Origin of the sequence: Paenibacillus sp. FSL R5-0744 (genome assembly GCF_037972555.1) — a bacterium.
GTDB lineage: Bacteria > Bacillota > Bacilli > Paenibacillales > Paenibacillaceae > Paenibacillus_AQ.
Genome location: NZ_CP150228.1, coordinates 3,470,094 through 3,491,186 on the forward strand (window position 1 = coordinate 3,470,094; position 21,093 = coordinate 3,491,186).

Below are 21,093 nucleotides of genomic sequence, written 5' to 3' on the forward strand. Positions count from 1 at the left end.
AAATGTAAGCGCAATCATAAAATTATCGATTGGAGGAGTACGGCATGAAAAAGATTGGTGCAGGTTTTATATTCTTATTTGTGATGTTCGTAGCATTATCCACTACTGCGTTCGCTAAACAGCCTTATTCATCCTACTGGTTTCCAGAGCAATTGCTTCAGTGGAGTCCTGCATCCGACCCGGATGCGGTATTCAACCGAAGTACAATTCCGCTGCAAGACCGCTTTGTGACAGATGGAGTCAATGCTCATGCGACAAAAGCGCCAAAAGTTATGGCTTTATCAGCACTGAACTCGGGAACAAGTGGTGTGCCATCACAGGGATCAGACAAATTTGGAGCTAATACGTTTACTTATTGGCAATATGTTGACAAGCTGGTCTATTGGGGCGGATCTGCCGGGGAAGGAATTATCGTACCACCAAGCGCTGATACGATCGACGCAGCACATAAAAATGGCGTACCGATCGTCGGAACGGTGTTCTTCCCACCAACTGTTTATGGAGGGAAATTTGAATGGGTGAAGCAAATGCTTCAGCAGAACAGCGACGGTTCCTTTCCTGCCGCAGATAAGCTGATCCAGGTTGCGAAGTATTACGGATTTGACGGCTGGTTTATTAACCAGGAGACTGAGGGTGGAACACCAGCTGATGCCCAGAAAATGAAAGCTTTCCTAAGTTATCTAGAATCGCACAAATCTGCATCTATGCAAATCGTATGGTACGACTCCATGACCAAGGAGGGCAGTATCAGTTGGCAAAATGCGCTAAATGACAAGAATGCAATGTTCCTGCAAGACAATAATAAGAAAATAACAGACAATATGTTCCTGAACTTTTGGTGGAAAGATCTTAAAAGCTCGGCAGAGAAGGCCAAAAGTTTAGATAGAAGTCCGTATGACCTGTATGCAGGGATAGATGTTGAAGCCAAGGGCTACGATACGAATGTGAACTGGAATCTGCTGTTTCCGGATGGTCAACCTGCCGTCACTTCCCTTGGTATCTACCGTCCAGACTGGGCTTTCAACAGCGCAGAAAGCATGGAGGATTTCTTCGCACGCGAGAACAAATTCTGGGTGGGGCCAAACGGGAATCCGGGTAACACCGTGAGCGATCAGGCCTGGAAAGGAATCGCGAACAATGTGGTAGAATCATCCCCTGTAAATAAGCTACCTTTCATCACAAATTTCAATACAGGAAGCGGGCAGAAATATTATGTCCGAGGGCAGCAGGTACGAGATAAGGGATGGAATAACCGGAGCCTGCAGGATATCCTGCCAACATGGCGCTGGATCGCAGACAGCAAAGGAACTTCACTTACTCCAGAACTCGATTGGTCCGATGCGTATTACGGCGGCAGTTCACTGAAGGTTTCAGGTGATCTGAGCCATAACAATGCAACACATCTGAAGCTCTACAAGACAGACCTTAAAATCGAAGCAAGCACAAAGCTATCGGTTACTTATAAAACGCTGAACAAGCCTAGCTTGAAGGTAGGTCTTGCTTTTGCAGACCAACCAGACCAATTTATCTTTCTTAATGTGAAGGATAAGACAGCACCAGGCTGGACTACCGAAACTTTGAATTTGACCCCATACAAAGGGAAACGAATCGCAGCAGTATCACTTTATTTTGATTCCAAGGATACGATTAGTAATTATAGTATTCAAATTGGCCAGCTCTCCATCCAAAATGCCAACGACCCGATCAAAACGCTGCCGGCGGTTCGCGATCTGAAGGTTACTCAATCCGATTTCCGCGATGGAATTTATGGAGATGCTAGATTGGAGTGGAAAGCACTTGATCAGCAGGTGAAGCAATATGAAATCTATCGAGTACTTCCAGATGGTAGTGAGGTTTTATTGGGCGCAACGCCAAATCATGTGTTTTACGTTCCTGAGATGAGAAGAATAGACAAAGAAACACTAACAGCATTAAAGGTCGTTGCAATCAATGGAAGATACGAGCAAGGTCAGGCCTCCAGCGCGAAGATCAGCTGGCCAGCTTATCCGAAGCCGATTGCAGAGTTCAAGGCAGATCGGACCTTGGTAGCTCCAGGTGAGAGCGTAAACTTCACCGACCTGTCGACCGAAGTGACAGAAGAATGGTCATGGAGCTTCGAAAGCGGTAGCCCAGCTGTCAGCACATCGAAAAACCCGGTTGTAACGTTCAATCAGGAGGGCATATATAACGTATCACTAACTGCAACCAACAGTTCGGGCCAAGACACAATTATGAAAAAGGCGCTAATTACAGTGAGTAAGGAAGCTGGTGCGGTGAAGAATTTAGCACTTGGAAAACCTGCAACAGCCGATCATGCATGCGGAGACAAGGAAGGCGCGCCAAACGCAGTTGACGGTAAAGTGACGGATAATAGCAAGTGGTGTGCACTTGGAAATCTGCCTCATTGGCTACAAGTCGATCTAGGAGCCGAGCATCAAATCAGCACTTTTATCATCAAGCATGCTCAGAGTGGAGGAGAATGGTCCGGGTTTAATACAAGCGATTATACCATTCAGGTGAGTAACGACGGAACGAACTGGACGGATGTTGTAAACGTGAAAGGAAACTCGGCAGCTGAGTCGACAGACGCGATTGCTTTGGTGAAAGCTCGCTATGTAAAATTAATAACTCTTAAGCCAACCCAAGGAGCCGATACAGCAGCACGAATTTATGAGTTTGAAGTCTATGGGTTGTAGTTCGGTTCGAACCATGGTTTTTGAATAACAAATAATAGCGGGAAACACAAAAAAAGAACCTGAATAGCTTTCAGGTTCTTTTATATTGCATATAAAAAGACACGATGATATAATCGGATCACGACTTTTAAAAAATATAAATGCATAGATAATGCATCTTATATTTATAAGATACCATGCAGCTAAACTCTTGTCAAATTTTTTCTCATTTTAATGGTTAGGAGAGATTTTGTATGCATTCATTGGTTCTTGGTTTTCAGGAAATAGAAACCACACAGCTTTTGCTCGTGGGCGGAAAAGGGTTGAATTTAGGGCGATTATCAACTATCGAAGGAATAAAAGTACCAGAAGGATTTTGTGTTACAACAGTGGGCTACCAAAAAACCATCGAAAAGAACGAAAAGTATCATATTTTATTGGATCAACTATCCATATTAAACGTAGACGATCGAGAGCAAATTGGTGAAATCAGTAAGAAGCTTCGACAACTCCTTATGGAAGTAGAAATTCCTTCCGATGTTGTGACAGCAGTTACTCACTATCTCTCCCAATTTGGTGAAGAACAGGCTTATGCAGTACGCTCTAGTGCAACTGCTGAAGATTTACCACATGCCTCATTTGCCGGTCAACAGGACACCTATTTAAATATCATCGGAAGAGAAGCAATCATGCAGCATATCAGCAAATGTTGGGCATCTCTATTTACGGATCGCGCGGTAATCTACCGCATGCAAAATGGATTTAACCACAGACAGATATATTTATCTGTTATCGTGCAAAAGATGGTTTCCCCTCAGGCTTCAGGGATTTTATTCACAGCGGATCCGATGACTTCTAATCGAAAGCTGCTATCTATTAATGCCAGTTTTGGGCTTGGCGAAGCTCTGGTCTCTGGCTTGGTATCTGCCGATTGTTATAAAGTACAGGAAGAGGAAATCGTCGATATGATGATAGCAACCAAAAAATTGGCTATCTATGGATTAAAAGAAGGTGGAACAGAGACCCTGAAAATCGATCTCGATCAGCAAAAGACTCAAACCCTTTCCGAACAACAAATTTTACAACTGGCACGCATAGGTAGAGAGATTGAAGCTTATTTTGGTTGTCCACAAGATATCGAATGGTGTTTGGATCATGATACTTTTTATATTGTTCAAAGCCGGCCAATCACTACTTTATACCCGATCCCTGAAGTAAATGATCAAGAAAATCACGTTTACGTATCTGTCGGTCATCAACAAATGATGACGGATCCCATGAAACCACTAGGATTGTCTTTTTACCTGTTAATCACTCCTGCACCCATGCGTAAGGCCGGTGGAAGGTTGTTTGTTGATGTTACACATATGCTGGCTTCACCTGTCAGCAGAGAAAATTTCATAAATACCCTTGGGAAATCCGATCCGCTCATAAAAGACGCATTTATGACCCTAATAGAACGAGAATATATAAAATCGTTACCAGATGATAGAAAAGAACAGAGTCCCGTTAATAGCAGTAAAGATAGTTCGTCAGAAGGTTTTCAAGCATTAATCGAAAATGATCCGGCAATCGTTTCTGATTTGATTAAGAACAGTCAAACGTCGATAGAAGAATTAAGACAAAACATCCGAACGAAATCAGGAGCAGATCTATTTGATTTTATTCTTGAAGATCTCCAGGAATTAAAGAAGTTCTTATCTGACCCACAAAGTACAAAGGTTTTTATGACTGCTATGAACGCTTCGTCATGGATTAATGAAAAAATGTACGAGTGGTTAGGTGAAAAAAACGCAGCAGATATGCTTTCTCAATCTGTACCAAACAACATTACCTCAGAAATGGGTCTGGCGCTTTTGGATGTTGCAGATGTGATTCGTCCTTACCCGGAAATAGTTGATTATTTACAACATGTAAAAGATGATGTTTTTTTGGATAAACTGGTTAAGTTTGATGGTGGACAAGCAACTCAAGACGCAATCTATGCTTATCTCAACAAATTCGGAATGCGATGTGCCGGTGAAATCGATATTTCGAGAACTCGTTGGAGTGAAAAGCCGATTACACTTGTCCCCATGATTCTCAGTAATATCAAAAACTTTGAGCCTAATGCTGGCAATCAAAAATTTGAGCAAGGCCGACAGGAGGCTTTAGAAAAAGAACAAGAGTTATTAGATCGATTGAAGCAATTACCGGATGGAGAACTAAAAGCTGAAGAGACAAAACGAGTAATCAGTTTTATCCGGAATTATATCGGTTACCGTGAATATCCAAAATACGGAATGATTAACCGCTACTTCATTTATAAGCAGGCTTTGCTGAAAGAAGCCGAACAACTTGTACAAGCTAGCGTTATTCATGAAAAAGAAGATATATTCTATCTCACTTTTGAAGAACTTCACGAAGTCGTACGCACAAATAAACTGGATGATCAGATCATCAGAAAACGAAAAGACGATTACAATTTTTTTGAAAAACTTACTCCGCCACGTGTAATCACATCTGATGGTGAAATTATTACAGGTGAATACAAACGAGAAAATCTGCCAGACAAAGCGATTATAGGTCTCCCTGTTTCTACCGGAGTAATAGAGGGACGAGCTCGTGTCATCTTAAACATGGAAGAGGCAGATCTGGAAGATGGCGATATATTAGTCACCGCCTTTACTGACCCTGGCTGGACATCATTGTTTGTATCTATTAAAGGCCTGGTCACCGAAGTTGGCGGACTGATGACCCATGGAGCCGTTATCGCTCGTGAATATGGCTTGCCAGCAGTTGTCGGAGTGGATAACGCCACTAAGCTGATAAAAGACGGGCAACGAATTCGTGTGAATGGAACAGAAGGTTATATTGAAATATTGTAGAGGTATTTAAAAATAAAAATAATTATCGATGTTCTCTTTCGCTGATCTGAAATTCGGTTTAATGTAGGAAAAGAAAGTAAATAATATGGGGATATGGACAACCTCCGGAAACAAAGCCAACTTATATTTGCAAAAGGGGAGTTAGAATCAATATTCCTTGACGCGAATATTCTTCATGAGGTATATTTAAAAAAGAAATAAATTATCCCGACTAAGGAGAGTATAACTTATGATTAATAAAATTGGACAAATTATGTTATATGTAAATAACCAAGAGGAATCCAAAAAATTCTGGACAGAAAAGCTAGGATTCGAAGTGATTTTAGACGAAACAAATGGCCCTATGAGATTTATCGAGCTTGCTCCGAAAGGTGCAGCGACTAGCATTGTTCTTCATAATAAAGAGTTGGTTGCCCAAATGAATCCTGAAATGAATCTTGGAACACCTTCTTTAATGTTCTTTTCGGATAATTTTGATCAATTGAATCGAGAGTTGAAGGACAAAAATGTTACGGTTGGAGATATTGTAGAAATTCCCGGTGGAAGAGTATTCAATTTCGCAGACGGTGAAAATAACTACTTTGCTGTAATGGAAAAAGGACAATAAAATTGAATGAACATGCAATAAGGGGATAGTTAAATAAATTACGTCAGCAGCTAATCAAAATGATTAGCTGTTTTTTCATACCCATAATGACCGTTATAAACTTCAAAATCTTACTTGTTAAGTCAAGAATATCATGTTATTCTGCAAAAAGAGGAGATGATCAGATGTTTGAAAAGGGGTCGTTCCAACCCGTTCAAGCCACTAAGTTAGTGGATGATGTTGTTAATCAAATACAACAAAAAATTTCAACAGGAACAATCCTGCCAGGAGACAAATTACCTCCAGAACCTGAATTAATGCAATTATTTAATGTAGGGCGATCAACGATAAGAGAAGCAGTCCGTGTGTTAGTTCATGCTGGTTTATTGGAGAAAAAGCAGGGTTTTGGAACTTACTTAAAATCCAGTCCTATTATTCAAGAACCACTTACCCATCGTTTACTTCGTGCAGAATTGATTGAGGTCTTTGAAGCTCGAAAAATGATTGAATTAGAAATCGCAAGATTAGCAGCTCTACGGCATGATGACACTGACTTATTCAACATGCGAAAACATTTGGATACAAGAGATATGGCTCTAAAGCAGAATGATCGTGAACTGTATGCCAAATCGGATATTGAATTCCACATGGCTGTAGCAATGGCAAGTAAAAACGCTGTAATCATTGACTTATATAGAACGTTTACTCATATTTTGTCAGATGCAATGAGTAAATTAAACCGTAATTATAGTTCCCATGATCCTCAATCCGATTACCATGAACAAGTTTATGAATCTATTAAAAATGGGGATTCAGATCAAGCAGTACAATCGACGCTCAAAATTTTAAATGGAACACTTTCTGAGCTTTAAGTTCAATATAGACATTCATGATGAGGAGGAATTTGGGCATGATTATATCACTCAAAAATGTATCATGGCAACGTGATACAACAATGATCTTACGCAATATGAATTGGGAAGTGAAACAAGGGCAACACTGGTGTATCGTCGGACTAAACGGTTCAGGCAAGACGACGATGCTGAACGTAGTAAACGGCTATATATGGCCGACGACTGGGCAAGTCGAAGTGCTAGACCACCGCTTTGGCGATGTGGATCTTAGAGAGTTACGGAAACGAATCGGTTGGGTCAGCACCTCGCTGCAACAGAAGCTATACGGCCATCAGACTGCGCTGGCCATCGTCCTCAGCGGAAAATTCGCAACTATCGGTTTATACGACAAGACGAATGAAGAGGATCAAAAGCAAGCCGAGGAGCTGATGGAATTTCTAGACTGCTCTTCCTTAGCCGCTCGTACATACGATACCTTGTCGCAAGGTCAGCGTCAGAAGGTCCTCATTGCACGCGCACTTATGGCCAATCCAGATCTATTGATCCTTGATGAGCCTTGCACTGGACTCGATATTTTTGCCCGAGAACAGCTGTTACAAATGATTGAGAAGATTACGAAGCAACCGAACGGACCAACTTTGCTGTATGTAACGCATCATATCGAGGAGATAACACCATGCTTTACACATACTTTGCTGGTGAAGAACGGAGAAATCTACAAAGGGGATGAGACAGAAAACTGCTTGCAGTCGGATGTGTTGAGCGATTTCTTTGATACCCCCGTAGAAGTTCAGGAGCATCACAATCGCAAGTGGCTTACACTTGCCGGTGATAAGTAGGAAAAGCTGCCTAGCAATTGCTAGGCAGCTTTTGTTATCTTGAATGTTAGAAGCTAGTGTTCACTTCGAATAGAATTACTATATTGTCGGGGACTCATTCCTATCTTTTTTTTAAATATTTGGTGAAAAAATTTGAGATCAGCATATCCAACTGCAGCGGCAATTTCACTTACACTTCTATGACCTCCTGAAAGCATACGACATGCAGCATCCATTCGAATACTTTGCGTATAATCTGTAAAGCTCATTCCAGTCTGATGCTGAAAAAGGCGACTGAATTGCCGTTCGCTAAGGTTCGCTTTACTGGCGAGATCACTAAGTTTAAGCCCATTGGCATAGTTGTAATTTATAAATGCAATCGCATCATCCACTGCCATCCATTGCGGCTTATCCCCTGATGGCGCAACAATCTGCAATCGATGTCTAAACAAGCCTGTTAATATTTGTACGACTAGAGCATCGAGTACAGCTAGATATCCTGGCGGTTTTGCCGAGAATTCACGAAACAGTTCACGAAACATTATATGGTATGCGCCATTGACATCTTTCATAGAGTACCATAGCAATTGCATGTCTGTGAAAAATTCACAAATATCTGTAGCGTGAGGAAAGGTAGCCTGAAGTTCTGATAAATACTCTACTGGAAATAAACAGTTATAAACGATGAGCGGGCGGTCTTTCATCGGGGTCTTAGGTCGAAATACATGACTGCGTCCAATGGGGATAAAAAATAACGTACCGTGCTCGACAGGAACAGCCTCATCGTCAATGTAGTGAACGCCTGCTCCTTCACTGATATAAGTAATTTCGATAAACTCATGGGAATGCGCATTCAATTCGAACGTTTCGCAAGCCCTGTTCACATAAATTGGCACACCAGGCTCGAAAAAGCTATCTCCAGACATGACAAAAGTGCTGCGTCTGATACTCATAATCGTGGCCCCTTTCAAATTGCTAAGGCTAGACATATCGTACGAAACTAATGAATGAATGTCTAGATCCACCTATAAAAATGTCTGAAATACCCCCAATTCTAAATTCTCTCAACTCATACAATAGAAATAGCTGCCGGATCAAAGATCTATGAATACAGTTCAAAGTGTTCCGGCAGGTTACTGGATGAATATAGGAGGTTGATACAAATGTCCAATTTTGAAGTTACAAATCTTAAAGTGAACTATAGAAAGAATCCGGTGGGAATTGATGATTTACATCCGCGGCTTAGTTGGTGGATCAGCACAGAAATACGGGGATTTATCCAATCAGCCTATCAAGTTCAAGTCGCAAATGATCACAATTTCTTTTCAAAAATCATATGGGATTCTGAAAAGGTAGAGTCGGATAGCAATGTGCATATTGAATACGAAGGTCCCGCCTTACAATCCCGCACCCGGTATTACTTTAGGGTTCGAGCTTGGGACGATCATGGGATAGTTTCAGAATGGAGTGAACCTGCGCACTGGGAAACGGCATTGTTATCGGTAGATGAGTGGCAGGCAAAATGGATAGCAGCACCTCCGAATCACCAAGAGAATGGGGCTGATCCTTGCGACTATATTCGTACGGAATTTTCAATCCCTGATAATGTTGTATCAGCGCGTGTGTATGCAACGTCTCTTGGGATGTACCGCTTATATATAAACGGTAAACCAGCAGATAACACGTTATTTAACCCTGGCTGGACCAGTTATAATAAACGGCTTCAATATCAGACCTATGACGTGACTTCTTTGATTGCTGCTGGCAATAACGCTCTTGGTTGCATGGTGGGAAACGGGTGGTATAAAGGATATTTAGCTTGGGAAGGAAAGAAAGACATCTTTGGTGAGGATCGTGCTGTGCTTATCCAACTACACGTCACATTATCTGATGGTTCGGAACAAATCTTTGTATCGGATGACAACTGGCGTACTTCTACAGGTCCACTCTTGATGTCAGAATTGTATCATGGCGAAACGTATGATGCGAGGCTCGAGGTAGAAGGTTGGTCTTCTCCCGGTTTTGAGGATGTAAAGTGGCAAAAGACTATTCTCAAGGACCGTCCAGAGACTTCATTGGTTGCTCAGGAAAACGAACCGACCAGGGTTATAGAAACCATCAAGCCTATTGCAGTCATTACTACACCTAAAGGCGAACACGTGCTGGATATGGGACAAAATATGGTTGGATGGGTAAGATTTACGGTTCATGCTGAAGCTGGAACGATAATTACTTTAGAACATGCTGAGGTGTTGGACCGCGAGGGGAATTTCTACATCGGAAATTTACGATCTGCAAAACAAACTGTTACTTATATATGCCATGGCGGGGAGGTAGAAACGTTTGAGCCCTATTTATCCTTCCAAGGATTCCGTTATGTAAAAGTGACTGGCATACCGCTAGATCAATTATTGGAACAATTCATCGGCTGCGTCATCCATACGGACTTGGAGCAAACGGGAAACTTCAAGTGTTCAGATGAACTCTTGAATCAGCTTCAGCACAACATTTTATGGGGACAAAAGGGGAATTTTCTAGATATCCCGACTGATTGCCCACAACGAGACGAAAGATTGGGATGGACCGGGGATGCTCAAGTTTTTATTCGCACATCTGCCTACAACATGAATGTCGTTCCGTTCTTTGAAAAGTGGCTAAAGGATTTGGCCGCAGATCAAGAAGAAGACGGAAGAGTTCCGCATGTTATTCCCGATGTGCCAGCGGCAGGATACGGCTCTGCTGCTTGGGGAGACGCCGCGGTGATTTGTCCTTGGACGCTTTATCAATGTTATGGGGACATTCGTGTGCTGAAAACGCAATATCCAAGTATGAAAGCATGGGTCGAGTATATTCGGGCGCAAGGTGAAGACGAATATCTATGGAATACAGGTTTTCACTTCGGAGATTGGTTAGGTCTGGATGCCAAAGAAAACAGCTACGTCGGAGCAACACCAAAAGAGTTGATCGCTACCGCGTTCTATGCTTATTCAACGGAATTGCTAGCTAAGACAGCGGCTGTCATTGGAAAACCCGAAGATGCCTTAAAATATGAAGCATTGCATGAGAAGATTGTTCTGGCATTCCGCCAAGAGTTCGTAACACCAAATGGTCGGGTGGCCTCACCGACACAAACTGCGTATACACTTGCCCTTATGTTTGAATTATTAGAGGAAAAGGATCGTCATCGGACGGCCAAGATGCTAGCCGACCATATCGAAGGAAATGGAGTGCACCTAACGACCGGCTTTGTAGGAACTCCCTATCTGTGTCTAGTCCTCTCTAGATTTGGTTATACGGATGTAGCCTACCAATTGGTACTGCAGAAAGAGTATCCTTCCTGGTTATATTCAATAATCCAAGGGGCTACAACCATTTGGGAACATTGGGATGGAATAAAACAGGACGGTTCGTTCTGGAGCGATGATATGAACTCCTATAACCATTATGCTTACGGTGCTATTGGAGATTGGCTCTATCGCACTGCCGGTGGCATGGAACTATTAGAAGCAGGCTATAAAAAAATACGGATCCAGCCGCAGATCGGGGAACATTTGACGTGGGTTGATGCTTCGCTTGAATCTGTCCATGGAACGATCAAGGTAACTTGGAAAAAACAGAACGAAGCTTCAGTAGAAATGCAAGTGCTGATTCCATCCAATACAACAGCTGAGATTATTATTCCAACGATGAATCAGGACAGTATCTTGGAGTCTGGGACACCAATAGAACAAGTCATAGGTCTATCCAGTGTGGAACAAATGTCAGAAGGCCTTAAACTACTAGTTGGATCTGGTGACTATTACTTCAAGTTTCCGATGACTTAAACGTTAATAAGGAATGATCCGCCAAAGAGAAAATAAGTTGAGCCAATTCATCGCTTGATATAATGAAATTTTCTAATATCCATTCCTGTATAATTGCTAAGCTTCCATTAACCAAATAAGCGTAAGTAAAACGCTTCATATTTTCGGGAACGTCAAGCTGAAGGAAAGTGTCAATATTCATCAGTACTTCCTTAAGCAAACGTTTTGAAAACAACTCGTTTTCATTTGATTTGAGTAACATGATGGCAAATAAATCATCATTCTTTTTGATGTAGTCTAAGAAGGTCAATATATAAGTGATGCCATTGTCATTAGCTTCGATTTTTTCTAGATATGCATTTGTGTTATCAATAATCTCCTGCTCAACATGTTCAAGCAGATCGTATGCATTTGCATAATGCAAATAAAAGGTAGAGCGATTGATGCCTGCTGAAGCGCATAATTCTTTTACGCTGATTTGGCTTATGTTTTTTTCTTTGAGCAGACGAATCAAGCTTTGCTTCAGCAGCAATTTGGTTAACCGTTCACGTTGATTCATTGTTGATTCACCCCCTATAAAAATTTTTAAAAACTAATGGACAGAATATCTTCGACTATCTATATTACATCAGTTTGATAATCAACTGGTGGTTGTGAAATAGACACTGTGTCTGTATTCTGAAGGGAGACGAATGACTTGTCAATAATCTTATAATGCAGGTGAAGAATATGGTAAAGAAAAAACGAGTCATGATAACAGGTGCAGCGGGCAATATGGGTGGCGAAACATTGAAATTTCTTAGAAACGATTTAGCGAAATGCGAGCTGTTACTCTTTGATTTAGACAATTCAACCAGCCGCCAAAATCTGAAAGAATATGAGAGACTAAGTGGCGTTAAAGTAGTCTATGGCGATTTACTAGACTGCGACCTTGTCTATGAATGTGTGAAAGATGCCGACATTGTGCTTCATATAGCAGCCTTTGTATCTCCTGCTGCAGATGAGTTTCCCGAGCGAACGATGCAGATTAATTATGGTTCAGCGAAGAACATCGTCGAGTCCATCAAGAAAAGTGGTCGTGCCCATGTAACGCGTTTCGTAAATATCGGTACAATTGCGGAAACGGGTGACCGTATGCCGCCAATCCATTGGGGACGTGTGGGCGACCCTCTCAAACCAAGTGTGTATGACTACTATGCCGTTTCGAAAATTGCCGCCGAGCGTATGGTAATTGAATCAGGACTAAGCTATTGGGTGAGCCTCCGCCAAACAGGTATTATGGGGCCAGCGATGAGCAAGATAGAAGACCCTATTATGTTCCATAACTGTCTAGAAAATGTGCTTGAATACGTATCAGATCGGGATTCAGGACGTTTAATGCGAAACCTCTGCATCTCGGATATAGACGGAGAACTAAATGAAGGATTTTGGCAACATATTTACAACATTGGCGGGGGCGAGAGCTGTCGAGTCAGCACGCTTGAGATGTATCAGGTGCTTTATGGTAAGTTAGGTTTAACAAATCTTGATTATGTGATAGATCCTAAATGGTATGCAACACGGAATTTTCACGGACAATATTATCTGGACTCTGATAAGCTGGAGGACTATTTTCACTTTCGCCGAGATTCAATAGATTATTTCTATCAAAGCTACCTCGATAATCTAGGCACACTTGTGCCTGTTGCGAAAGTCATCACTAAATTGCCCGGAGGTCAAAAATTGATGGGTGCGATGATTAAGCGGACGATGAAAAAGCAAGCAGTAAAAGAGCGAGGAACGATACGTTTTATCGAGGAAAATGACATTGAGAAAATAGACGCTTATTGGGGCAGCAAGAACAACTGGGAGGCGATTCCTGCAAAGGTGTCTGAAATGAAGAAATTCGCGGATTGGGATAAAGTCATCAAACTTGACCACGGGTATGATGAGAATAAGCCAACATCGCAATTAAATCTTGAAGATATCAAGGGTGCTGCGAAATTTCGTGGTGGTGAATGTCTTTCAACAGATATGGAAACGGGGAATTGGGCAGGCAAACTTGATTTCAAATGTGCGTTCGACCATACCTTTACGGCTAGCCCCAAGCTTATGCTAGAAGGTGGACATTTCTGCCCGCAGTGTGAGCTCGAAAGCTGGAATTACAAAGAACGTGCGAAGCGTGAACCGTTCTTTGCTCAGGTTTGGAACCCTATTCAAAGTAAGGCAGACGGACGCGAGTATATGAAATCGTATCAGAATTAGATGGTATTACCTCACTTCTGATATGTTAATACTTCATACAAAGGTTGATCTTTTTGAAGATCAGCTTTTTTGATTTCATAAAGAGGGAGAGAATAAAAGCGTATTTGTTGACAAATAGTCTAATTAGACTAATAATATAAACAGTCTAATTAGACTATTGAAGAGAGGATGAGAATAATGATCAAATCATTTCTAATGATTGGACAGTCAAATATGGCTGGACGAGGATTTATACATGAAGTACCCCCAATTTATAACGAGAGAATCCAAATGCTACGTAATGGCAGATGGCAAATGATGGCTGAACCTATTAATTATGACCGTCCTGTTTCTGGAATAAGTCTGGCAGGATCATTTTCGGATGCATGGTGTCGTGAAAATGAAGAAGACATCATTGGCTTAATTCCTTGTGCTGAGGGTGGGAGCACCATTGATGAATGGGCTGTAGATGGGGCACTTTTTAAACATGCATTACAAGAAACTAAATTTGCTATGCAAAATAGTGAATTATCGGGGATTTTATGGCATCAAGGAGAAAGTGATAGTAGTAATGGCAACTATAAAGTCTATTATCAGAAATTACTTATAATGGTTACGACGCTTAGAAAAGAGTTAGATGCTCCAAATATTCCATTTATAATTGGTGGTTTAGGGGATTTTTTAGGCAAAGAAGGATTTGGGAAACATTGCACTGAATACGAGTTGATGAATCAAGAGTTACAAAAATTTGCTTTTGAACAAGATGATTGTTACTTTGTTACAGCTTCAGGTTTAACTTCTAATCCGGATGGTATTCATATCGATGCAATATCTCAAAGAAAATTTGGGTTGCGATATTTTGAAGCTTTTATTAATAAGCAACATGTACTTGAGCCGCTAATTAATGAACAGGAGTTGTTAAGTCTCCATAATGCAAGAACACACACTAAAGCGGAAAAAATGTATATATTGAGTATGGATTTTGCTTTAGGAAAAATATCATTTGACGAATTTCAAGCCAAGTTTATACAAATCAACAATGATTAAACCTAGTAGCATTTTGACGGAGGCGTTGAGTTGATAATATTACTAATTTTAGGATTATTAAAACAAAATCCAGGGGCTCACGGTTATGAATTGTTATCCTTAATGGAAGAAAAACACTATAAATATATAGTGAATTTCACCAAAGGGTCCTTTTATTATAATCTTGGGCAATTAGTAGAGAAAAAGTATATTGTAAAAGTTGACCAAAGAGACAGCACCAGAGAGACACATAATTATAACATCACGGAATTAGGGGAAAAAGAGTTTGAAAAGTTGATGTTCAAATATGGGTCTAAGACAGACTATATAAACCTATCTTTTTATGTAGCAATGTTATTTTCAGATGAATATAAAAAAGAAGAGCTAACTAAATTAATAGAAATACAAATCGAACAAACTAAACATAAGATTTCTTTAATACAGCTATCTCTTGAGAACGATGAAAATATCACTGCTTATTTTAAAAAAATGTTAGAAAATTCACTTTCCCACCATATAGTAAATGTTCAATGGTTTGAAGGTTTGCTTGAAGATATAAAAAAAGAAAACTGATCACAGCTCAACGGTTATTCTAGTAACCTATTTGAACATACGTTTTTCTAGTTCATATAGATAAAGATCATGAATTTCTTTGTTTTCAATATCTTGACCTACAAAAAAAACTAAAGTTGGGTCACTCGCGGGATATGCATAAGTAAGGTATGTTCGGTGCATAAAATCATAGTCCATCTTTTTTAACTTGAAGTCAATTTGATACTTATCTTCTAAATAGACTTCGAATTGTTTTTTATGGGCTATGGACTTCCATGGTAATCCGAAGAATAAAAAGTATATTCCTATAAGGAATATCAAAAAAATTATTAGAATGAGCGATTTTTTATTTAGAATGGGGTGTTTCATATATTAATAACCCTCCTTATAAAATAAGACAAAAACGAGCCTCTAAAATCACTTTTAGTCTCGTTTTGCGTTTCGTGAATTGTATTTACTTATTTTAGAATCCTGCCCACTACTAGTATATATTTTAAATAGTCGCCATAATTGCCTGCTGTAAACTCCGTTTTCTGCTGAAATACTTGATCTTTTGTGAGGGCTGGACGAGGACGTAGTTGTTCTGTTGTTGGGTTAAGATCAGCTTCCATTTGAAAGGTATTATTAAATATAACAATAACATGTAGATCTTCTTTACCTTTAGGCATAGAAATTCCACTAATATTTTTTGCGCTTAAATTGATATTTCCCTGCTGAAGCTTATTTTCAATTAGTTCACTCAGCGTCAAATCAAAAGTGGTTGGTAAAATTCCATTCTGATTAGTAATAGGGGAACAATTAATCTTTGTTTGCTATCAATATAAGGTTGCTTTGGATAAGTGTAGAGAATATTGTACTCATTGATTTGCAATAGAACAGGGGAGTTTATTGTAGTAGACGCTGCAAAAGATGGATACGAAGGACCAAATAATAGGGTACTCGCTAAAGTAACAGCTAAACTGAGCTGTAGTAATTTCAATCAAGTCACCTCCAGATATTTTTAAAACAAACCCAAATAAGTGTTACTGTTATAAACACCAATTATAATATCGTGCAAGCGAACTTACAGTAAGTATATGATAAAAAATGTAATAAGGATGTAAGTAATTTTGCCCGCTACATACTACGAGTCATTAAAAGTTCTGGAAACAATCAATAACATACTAACGGTACCTGTAATAAACATTTTGACATATCTAACAGGTACCGTTATAATAAAAACCAACAGGTACCGTCACAAAGATTAACAGGTACCATACAAACTTTATGGAGGATCCAATATGGACATGAATACTGAATTATATGAAAAACTCGCGAAACTGCAATGGCTGCTGCAACGACAACACTTAAAAACACATGCGGCTGTTGGCCCTATGGCCGACACATCCCGCGGGCAAGGCAGGATACTGGCATTTCTCCGGATGAAAGATGGTATCAGCACCAAAGATTTATCCTATATGCTGGACATCCGTGTATCATCCCTCAATGAATTGCTTGCAAAATTGGAAAAAGCCGAATATATCACCCGTAAGCCATCAGAAACAGACAAACGCATCATGTTGATTTACTTAACCCAAAAAGGAGAAGAGGAAGAGGGGCAAGAGATAGACAGAGTCAACATATTTTCTAGCCTATCTTCAGAAGAGCAGATTGCTTTCGGGGATTACTTAACCCGCGTTATTATGGCTTTAGAAGAAGAGCTTGGAACGGACGGAGAACGTGATGTAATGGCTATGTGGATGGAGGCTGCAAAGGAGCGTATGGGTACAGAGGAATTCGAAAAACTAATGGCCATGCGTGGACAAATGCAAAAAATGTGGGGGAATTCTAGGGACGAACGCTTTAGCGGAAGGTTCCCTGGCTTTGGCGGGGAAGGGCATCGTGACATGCGCGGATTCGGCTGGCCTTCCAGAGATGGAAGAAATTCGTCACCAGACCAGTCACATGATCCGGACGATAAGTAAGCAGAGTCTTTTCGTCAAACAGTAGCAGTGGCGTGCCTTTTACAAAGGAAAGCTGAACGGCAAAGGCGGCGCAATGATGTACTTTCTTGGAAACTGAAGAACAGTTAAATTTCGCACACCAACCCCGTAAAGTCGATGTACGGTACGGGGTTGTTTGTTGCTGCGTCATGATTCATATTCAATAAATAGTTAGAATTCTAAGTAATTTAAATACCAAATAGATGAAGAAAGTGGTGACCCACATGGATGCAGAAAACCTTCATTACTTTGAAAAAGCACCCATCTCAAAAGCCGTAGCTCACTTCGGTTTACCGATGATGTTAGGCATGTCAATGAGTGTCATATATTCCATCTTGAATGCCTATTTCCTTGGCACACTGGGCAATACGGCTATGTTAACCGCACTTGCACTAACCTTGCCGTTATTCGCGATCATTATGGCGCTAGGAAACTTGATTGGCATGGGCAGTGGTACATTCATCTCCCGCTTGCTAGGGGAGAAAAAATATGATGATGTTAAGCATGTATCTTCATTCGCTTTTTACAGCAGTTTAGTTATCGGTCTTATCGTGATGGCTGTTGGCCTCCCGTTGATTGATCCAATTGTTCATGGTCTGGGAGCGACGCCCGACTCCTTCGGATTTACAAAGGACTATGTAACGATTATGCTTATTGGCTCACCATTCGTTGTATTATGCTTCACATTGGAGAATATCGTGCGCTCGGAAGGTTCAGCAATCACATCAATGATTGGGATGATTCTAAGTGTTGTCGTGAATATTATTCTCGATGCGCTAGTTATCTTCGTCTTCCATTGGGACGTGATTGGCGTTGCGACTGCTACGGTCATCTCTAACTTGGTTGCGTGCGTATTCTACGCCTACCATTTGGGTTATAAAAGCCAATTCTTAACTGTCTCTTTTAAATGGTTCAAAGCTACCAAGGATATACTGAGCAATGTATTCAAAATCGGAGTTCCCGTCTTTATTATGAGCATCTTCATGGGTGCAATGTCACTCATATTGAACCATTTTCTAGTCGAATATGGAGATCAAGCCATAGCGGGGTTCGGAATTTCATCCCGTTTATTGCAATTACCTGAGTGTATTCTGATGGGTTTATGCGAGGGAGTCGTGCCGCTCATTGCCTTCTCTTTTACAGCGAATAAATTACGCATGAAGCATACCATCGGATTCACGATCAAAGCGATAATAGCTTTAGCTGTCGTGTTCGGCGTTATCGTCTATCTGATTTCCGACCACTTAATTGGCTTATTTACGAATGACCCGCAATTAATTGAGATGGGCAGCTACATTCTGCATGTGACATTCTTATCCTTGTTTATTACAGGAATGACTTCGTTGTTTACCGGGATCTTCCAAGCTACAGCGCAAGGAACTGCTGCATTTATAATGTCAATTATTCAAGGAGTTACTCTGATTCCTGTGTTGTATATAGCCAATCGAATGAATGGTTTCCATGGTGTGGTCTGGTCGCTCGTCATTTCGGATGCCGTTGCATTCCTTGTTGGTGCCATCATGCTGTATGTTCTGCGGAACAAGATGCAGCCGGATTTAAATGCTTTAGCACAGTAGAATACAGAGTCTTAAGTTGATATATTAAGTTCATCTTCTAATATAAATTTTACAGTATAAAGGTGGAGCCTAGAGTATGGTTGATTTTGAATGGTATAGAAGCTTTTGCACAATATATAAGTATCAATCGATTTCTGAAGCCGCAAAAACCCGCATGATGACGCAGCCAGCCATGAGTCAGCACTTAGCCGCCTTGGAGGCGGAGGTGGGAGAAACTTTATTTATTCGGTCGACTAGAAAAATCACCCCAACAGAGCGGGGAAAGGAGTTATATTCCCAGCTCGCTCCACTTATAGAATCATTAGAGAATACGACAATGAGCTTTAAATCGGCTTCTTTGCCTACGCTGAGTGTGATCAAGCTGGGAGCGGCGCATGAGTTTTTTAGTGAAAAAATACTGCCACGGCTTCCTGAATTTAATACATGTACCATTTCGCACTTTGGAACCGCCGAGCAATTGCTAGAGCTCCTGAAGGAAGACAAGCTAGACATTCTCATTATGTCAAAAAGGTTCCAAACTCCCGGTATCGAGTATTTGAAATTAATGGATGAAGAGTTTGTTATAGTAGCTCCAAGCAATTATGAAATCCTTGAATTTGATACTCTGAAGCTTGAAGAACAATGGCTCTCTGAACAGAAATGGATCAGCTATGGCTTGGAATTGCCGATAATTAGAAGAATTTGGAGAGAACATTTTAAGAAACGTCCTGAAATTAGACCTATTCATATCATTCCTAATTTACACATGATCCTGAAGGCAGTTGAGCTCGGGGTGGGCTTGAGTGTCATACCTACATACCTCTTGCGAAACTCGTTAAAAGAAGGAAAATCAAAAGTTGTTTTTAAGCATTTAAAAGTAAAAAATGAGTTATATATCGCTTATCAGTTAAAGAATAAGCATTTGCCTCTGATTCATGAGATCATATCTATCCTAAGAGAAAAGAAGATGGATTAGCTAGTATTATTTATAAAATAATTTATGAATAAATGGTTATTTCATAATTTGTTTTATTTATGTTTTGGAGCTTACAATAAAGAAGCAGCAAAATTAATAAATAATTGAGACTGGCACCACACTTTGTCGAATGGACAAGCATCAACAGCATAGATGAGGAGGAAATATTATTATGAAAGTGTTTATCACAGGAGCTTCAGGCTATATCGGCGGGTCGGTGGCTAAAGGTTTACTTGATGCCGGGCATACTGTCTTCGGTCTGGTTCGCAATCCCGATAAGGTGGAAGCATTAAGGGATATTGGTATAGAGCCTATACTCGGCACGTTGGAGGATACGGATACGCTAACGAAATATGCTAAGCTCAGCGATGCAGTAATTCACACAGCCGATTCAGATCATTTGCTGGCAGTTGAAACTTTTATAGCTGCTCTACGTGGAAGTGGAAAACCATTTTTGCATACATCGGGTTCAAGTGTGGTAGGGGATGATGCCCGTGGCGAAACGGCGAGCGAACAAATTTTTGACGAGGAAACACCATTTGTGCCTATGGATATTAGAGAAAACCGCGTAGCGATCAACAACCTCGTACGCAAGGCTGGAATTGAGGATTGGGTGAGAAGTATCGTGATAGTCCCATCTATGATTTATGGTGATGCACTAGCGTTACCTGTGGAAAGCGATCAATTGCCGCAAATTATTCGCAAGTCGAGAGAGCTACAGGCAGGCGTTCACGTAGGTAAAGGCGTAAATCGCTGGTCTAATGTCCACATTAAAGATTTGGTACAACTGTATGAATTGGCACTCGAAAAAGCACCGTCTGCATCGTATTTCTTTGCCGAAAATGGGGAGGAATCTTATGGGGACATCGCCAAATCTGTCAGCGAGGCGTTAGGCTTTGGGGGCAAGACCATAAGCTGGCCCGCAGACGAAGCGATAGCAGAACTTGGAGACTGGGCGCGTTTTGCTATCGCCTCGAACAGCCGTGTGCGTGCAACTCATGCAAGAAATCTACTTGCTTGGGCTCCGAAGGAAGAGTCGCTGCTTAGCTGGATAAAAAATAATTTGCAATAATAAACCACTGAAAAATGATTCCTCCATGTTTAAATTTGACGATTACCACGAATAACATATACGCAAAAGAAGCCGCCTACAAGGTGGCTTCTTTTGCGAAAAA

General features: G+C 40.8%; 16 protein-coding genes. 13 read left to right on the top strand and 3 right to left on the bottom strand.

All coding sequences use genetic code 11. The features are described from left to right. The first annotated feature begins 44 nt into the window (after positions 1–44). The 5 genes from MKY19_RS15195 (at position 45) to MKY19_RS15215 (ending at position 7,821) form a co-directional block, all read left to right on the top strand. Positions 45–2,696 carry a discoidin domain-containing protein gene (locus MKY19_RS15195; protein WP_339795784.1) on the top strand — a complete coding sequence of 884 codons (2,652 nt, stop codon included), beginning with the start codon at positions 45–47 and terminating at the stop codon, positions 2,694–2,696. Positions 2,697–2,929: 233 nt separating this feature from the next. Continuing rightward, a complete protein-coding gene (ppsA, locus tag MKY19_RS15200; RefSeq protein ID WP_339795786.1) occupies positions 2,930–5,542 on the top strand; it encodes a phosphoenolpyruvate synthase in 2,613 nt (870 codons plus the stop codon). A 229-nt stretch (positions 5,543–5,771) separates the two neighbouring features. Next, a complete protein-coding gene (locus MKY19_RS15205) occupies positions 5,772–6,149 on the top strand; it encodes a VOC family protein (RefSeq protein WP_042188380.1) in 378 nt (125 codons plus the stop codon). Between the two features lie 164 nt (positions 6,150–6,313). Continuing rightward, positions 6,314–7,000, top strand: coding sequence for a FadR/GntR family transcriptional regulator (locus tag MKY19_RS15210; RefSeq protein WP_149645670.1), 687 nt, complete (start codon positions 6,314–6,316; stop codon positions 6,998–7,000). A gap of 38 nt (positions 7,001–7,038) precedes the next feature. Beyond that, a complete protein-coding gene (locus tag MKY19_RS15215; RefSeq protein ID WP_339795789.1) occupies positions 7,039–7,821 on the top strand; it encodes an ABC transporter ATP-binding protein in 783 nt (260 codons plus the stop codon). A gap of 53 nt (positions 7,822–7,874) precedes the next feature. On the opposite strand, the gene MKY19_RS15220 is transcribed toward MKY19_RS15215, so the two are convergent. After that, positions 7,875–8,753, bottom strand: a complete 879-nt coding sequence (locus tag MKY19_RS15220) for an AraC family transcriptional regulator (RefSeq protein ID WP_339241042.1) — start codon at positions 8,751–8,753, stop codon at positions 7,875–7,877. Between the two features lie 210 nt (positions 8,754–8,963). Between MKY19_RS15220 and MKY19_RS15225 the strand changes: the two genes are divergently transcribed. Beyond that, complete coding sequence (locus MKY19_RS15225; RefSeq protein ID WP_339795792.1) at positions 8,964–11,624, top strand: family 78 glycoside hydrolase catalytic domain; 2,661 nt, start codon at positions 8,964–8,966, stop codon at positions 11,622–11,624. Here MKY19_RS15225 and MKY19_RS15230 read toward each other — a convergent pair. Continuing rightward, the gene (locus MKY19_RS15230; protein WP_149645674.1) at positions 11,605–12,162 is read right to left on the bottom strand and encodes a TetR/AcrR family transcriptional regulator; all 558 of its coding nucleotides are present in this window, start codon (positions 12,160–12,162) and stop codon (positions 11,605–11,607) included. The two genes, MKY19_RS15225 and MKY19_RS15230, sit on opposite strands and share 20 nt — an antisense overlap. Positions 12,163–12,332: 170 nt before the next feature. Here MKY19_RS15230 and MKY19_RS15235 point away from each other — a divergent pair, with 170 nt between their 5' ends. From MKY19_RS15235 to MKY19_RS15245, 3 genes are all read left to right on the top strand, one after another. Continuing rightward, positions 12,333–13,847 carry an NAD(P)-dependent oxidoreductase gene (locus tag MKY19_RS15235; RefSeq protein ID WP_339804320.1) on the top strand — a complete coding sequence of 505 codons (1,515 nt, stop codon included), beginning with the start codon at positions 12,333–12,335 and terminating at the stop codon, positions 13,845–13,847. A 177-nt stretch (positions 13,848–14,024) separates the two neighbouring features. After that, positions 14,025–14,873, top strand: coding sequence for a sialate O-acetylesterase (locus tag MKY19_RS15240; protein WP_339795795.1), 849 nt, complete (start codon positions 14,025–14,027; stop codon positions 14,871–14,873). A 30-nt stretch (positions 14,874–14,903) separates the two neighbouring features. After that, on the top strand, positions 14,904–15,425 hold the full coding sequence (locus MKY19_RS15245) for a helix-turn-helix transcriptional regulator (protein ID WP_339795797.1): 522 nt from the start codon (positions 14,904–14,906) through the stop codon (positions 15,423–15,425). A 437-nt stretch (positions 15,426–15,862) separates the two neighbouring features. Here the strand turns inward: MKY19_RS15245 and MKY19_RS15250 are convergent, their stop codons facing one another. Then, the gene (locus MKY19_RS15250; RefSeq protein WP_339795799.1) at positions 15,863–16,153 is read right to left on the bottom strand and encodes a hypothetical protein; all 291 of its coding nucleotides are present in this window, start codon (positions 16,151–16,153) and stop codon (positions 15,863–15,865) included. 531 nt (positions 16,154–16,684) lie between these two features. Here MKY19_RS15250 and MKY19_RS15255 point away from each other — a divergent pair. The 4 genes from MKY19_RS15255 to MKY19_RS15270 all read left to right on the top strand — a co-directional run bounded on the left by MKY19_RS15255 (position 16,685) and on the right by MKY19_RS15270 (position 20,990). Continuing rightward, positions 16,685–17,368, top strand: a complete 684-nt coding sequence (locus MKY19_RS15255) for a MarR family transcriptional regulator (RefSeq protein WP_339795801.1) — start codon at positions 16,685–16,687, stop codon at positions 17,366–17,368. A gap of 242 nt (positions 17,369–17,610) precedes the next feature. After that, on the top strand, positions 17,611–18,963 hold the full coding sequence (locus MKY19_RS15260) for an MATE family efflux transporter (protein WP_339804323.1): 1,353 nt from the start codon (positions 17,611–17,613) through the stop codon (positions 18,961–18,963). A gap of 76 nt (positions 18,964–19,039) precedes the next feature. Next, a complete protein-coding gene (locus MKY19_RS15265; RefSeq protein ID WP_339795803.1) occupies positions 19,040–19,918 on the top strand; it encodes a LysR family transcriptional regulator in 879 nt (292 codons plus the stop codon). A gap of 172 nt (positions 19,919–20,090) precedes the next feature. Then, positions 20,091–20,990 (top strand): NAD-dependent epimerase/dehydratase family protein, encoded by a 900-nt coding sequence (locus MKY19_RS15270; protein WP_339795805.1) that lies wholly within the window; start codon positions 20,091–20,093, stop codon positions 20,988–20,990. The last annotated feature ends 103 nt before the right edge of the window (positions 20,991–21,093 follow it).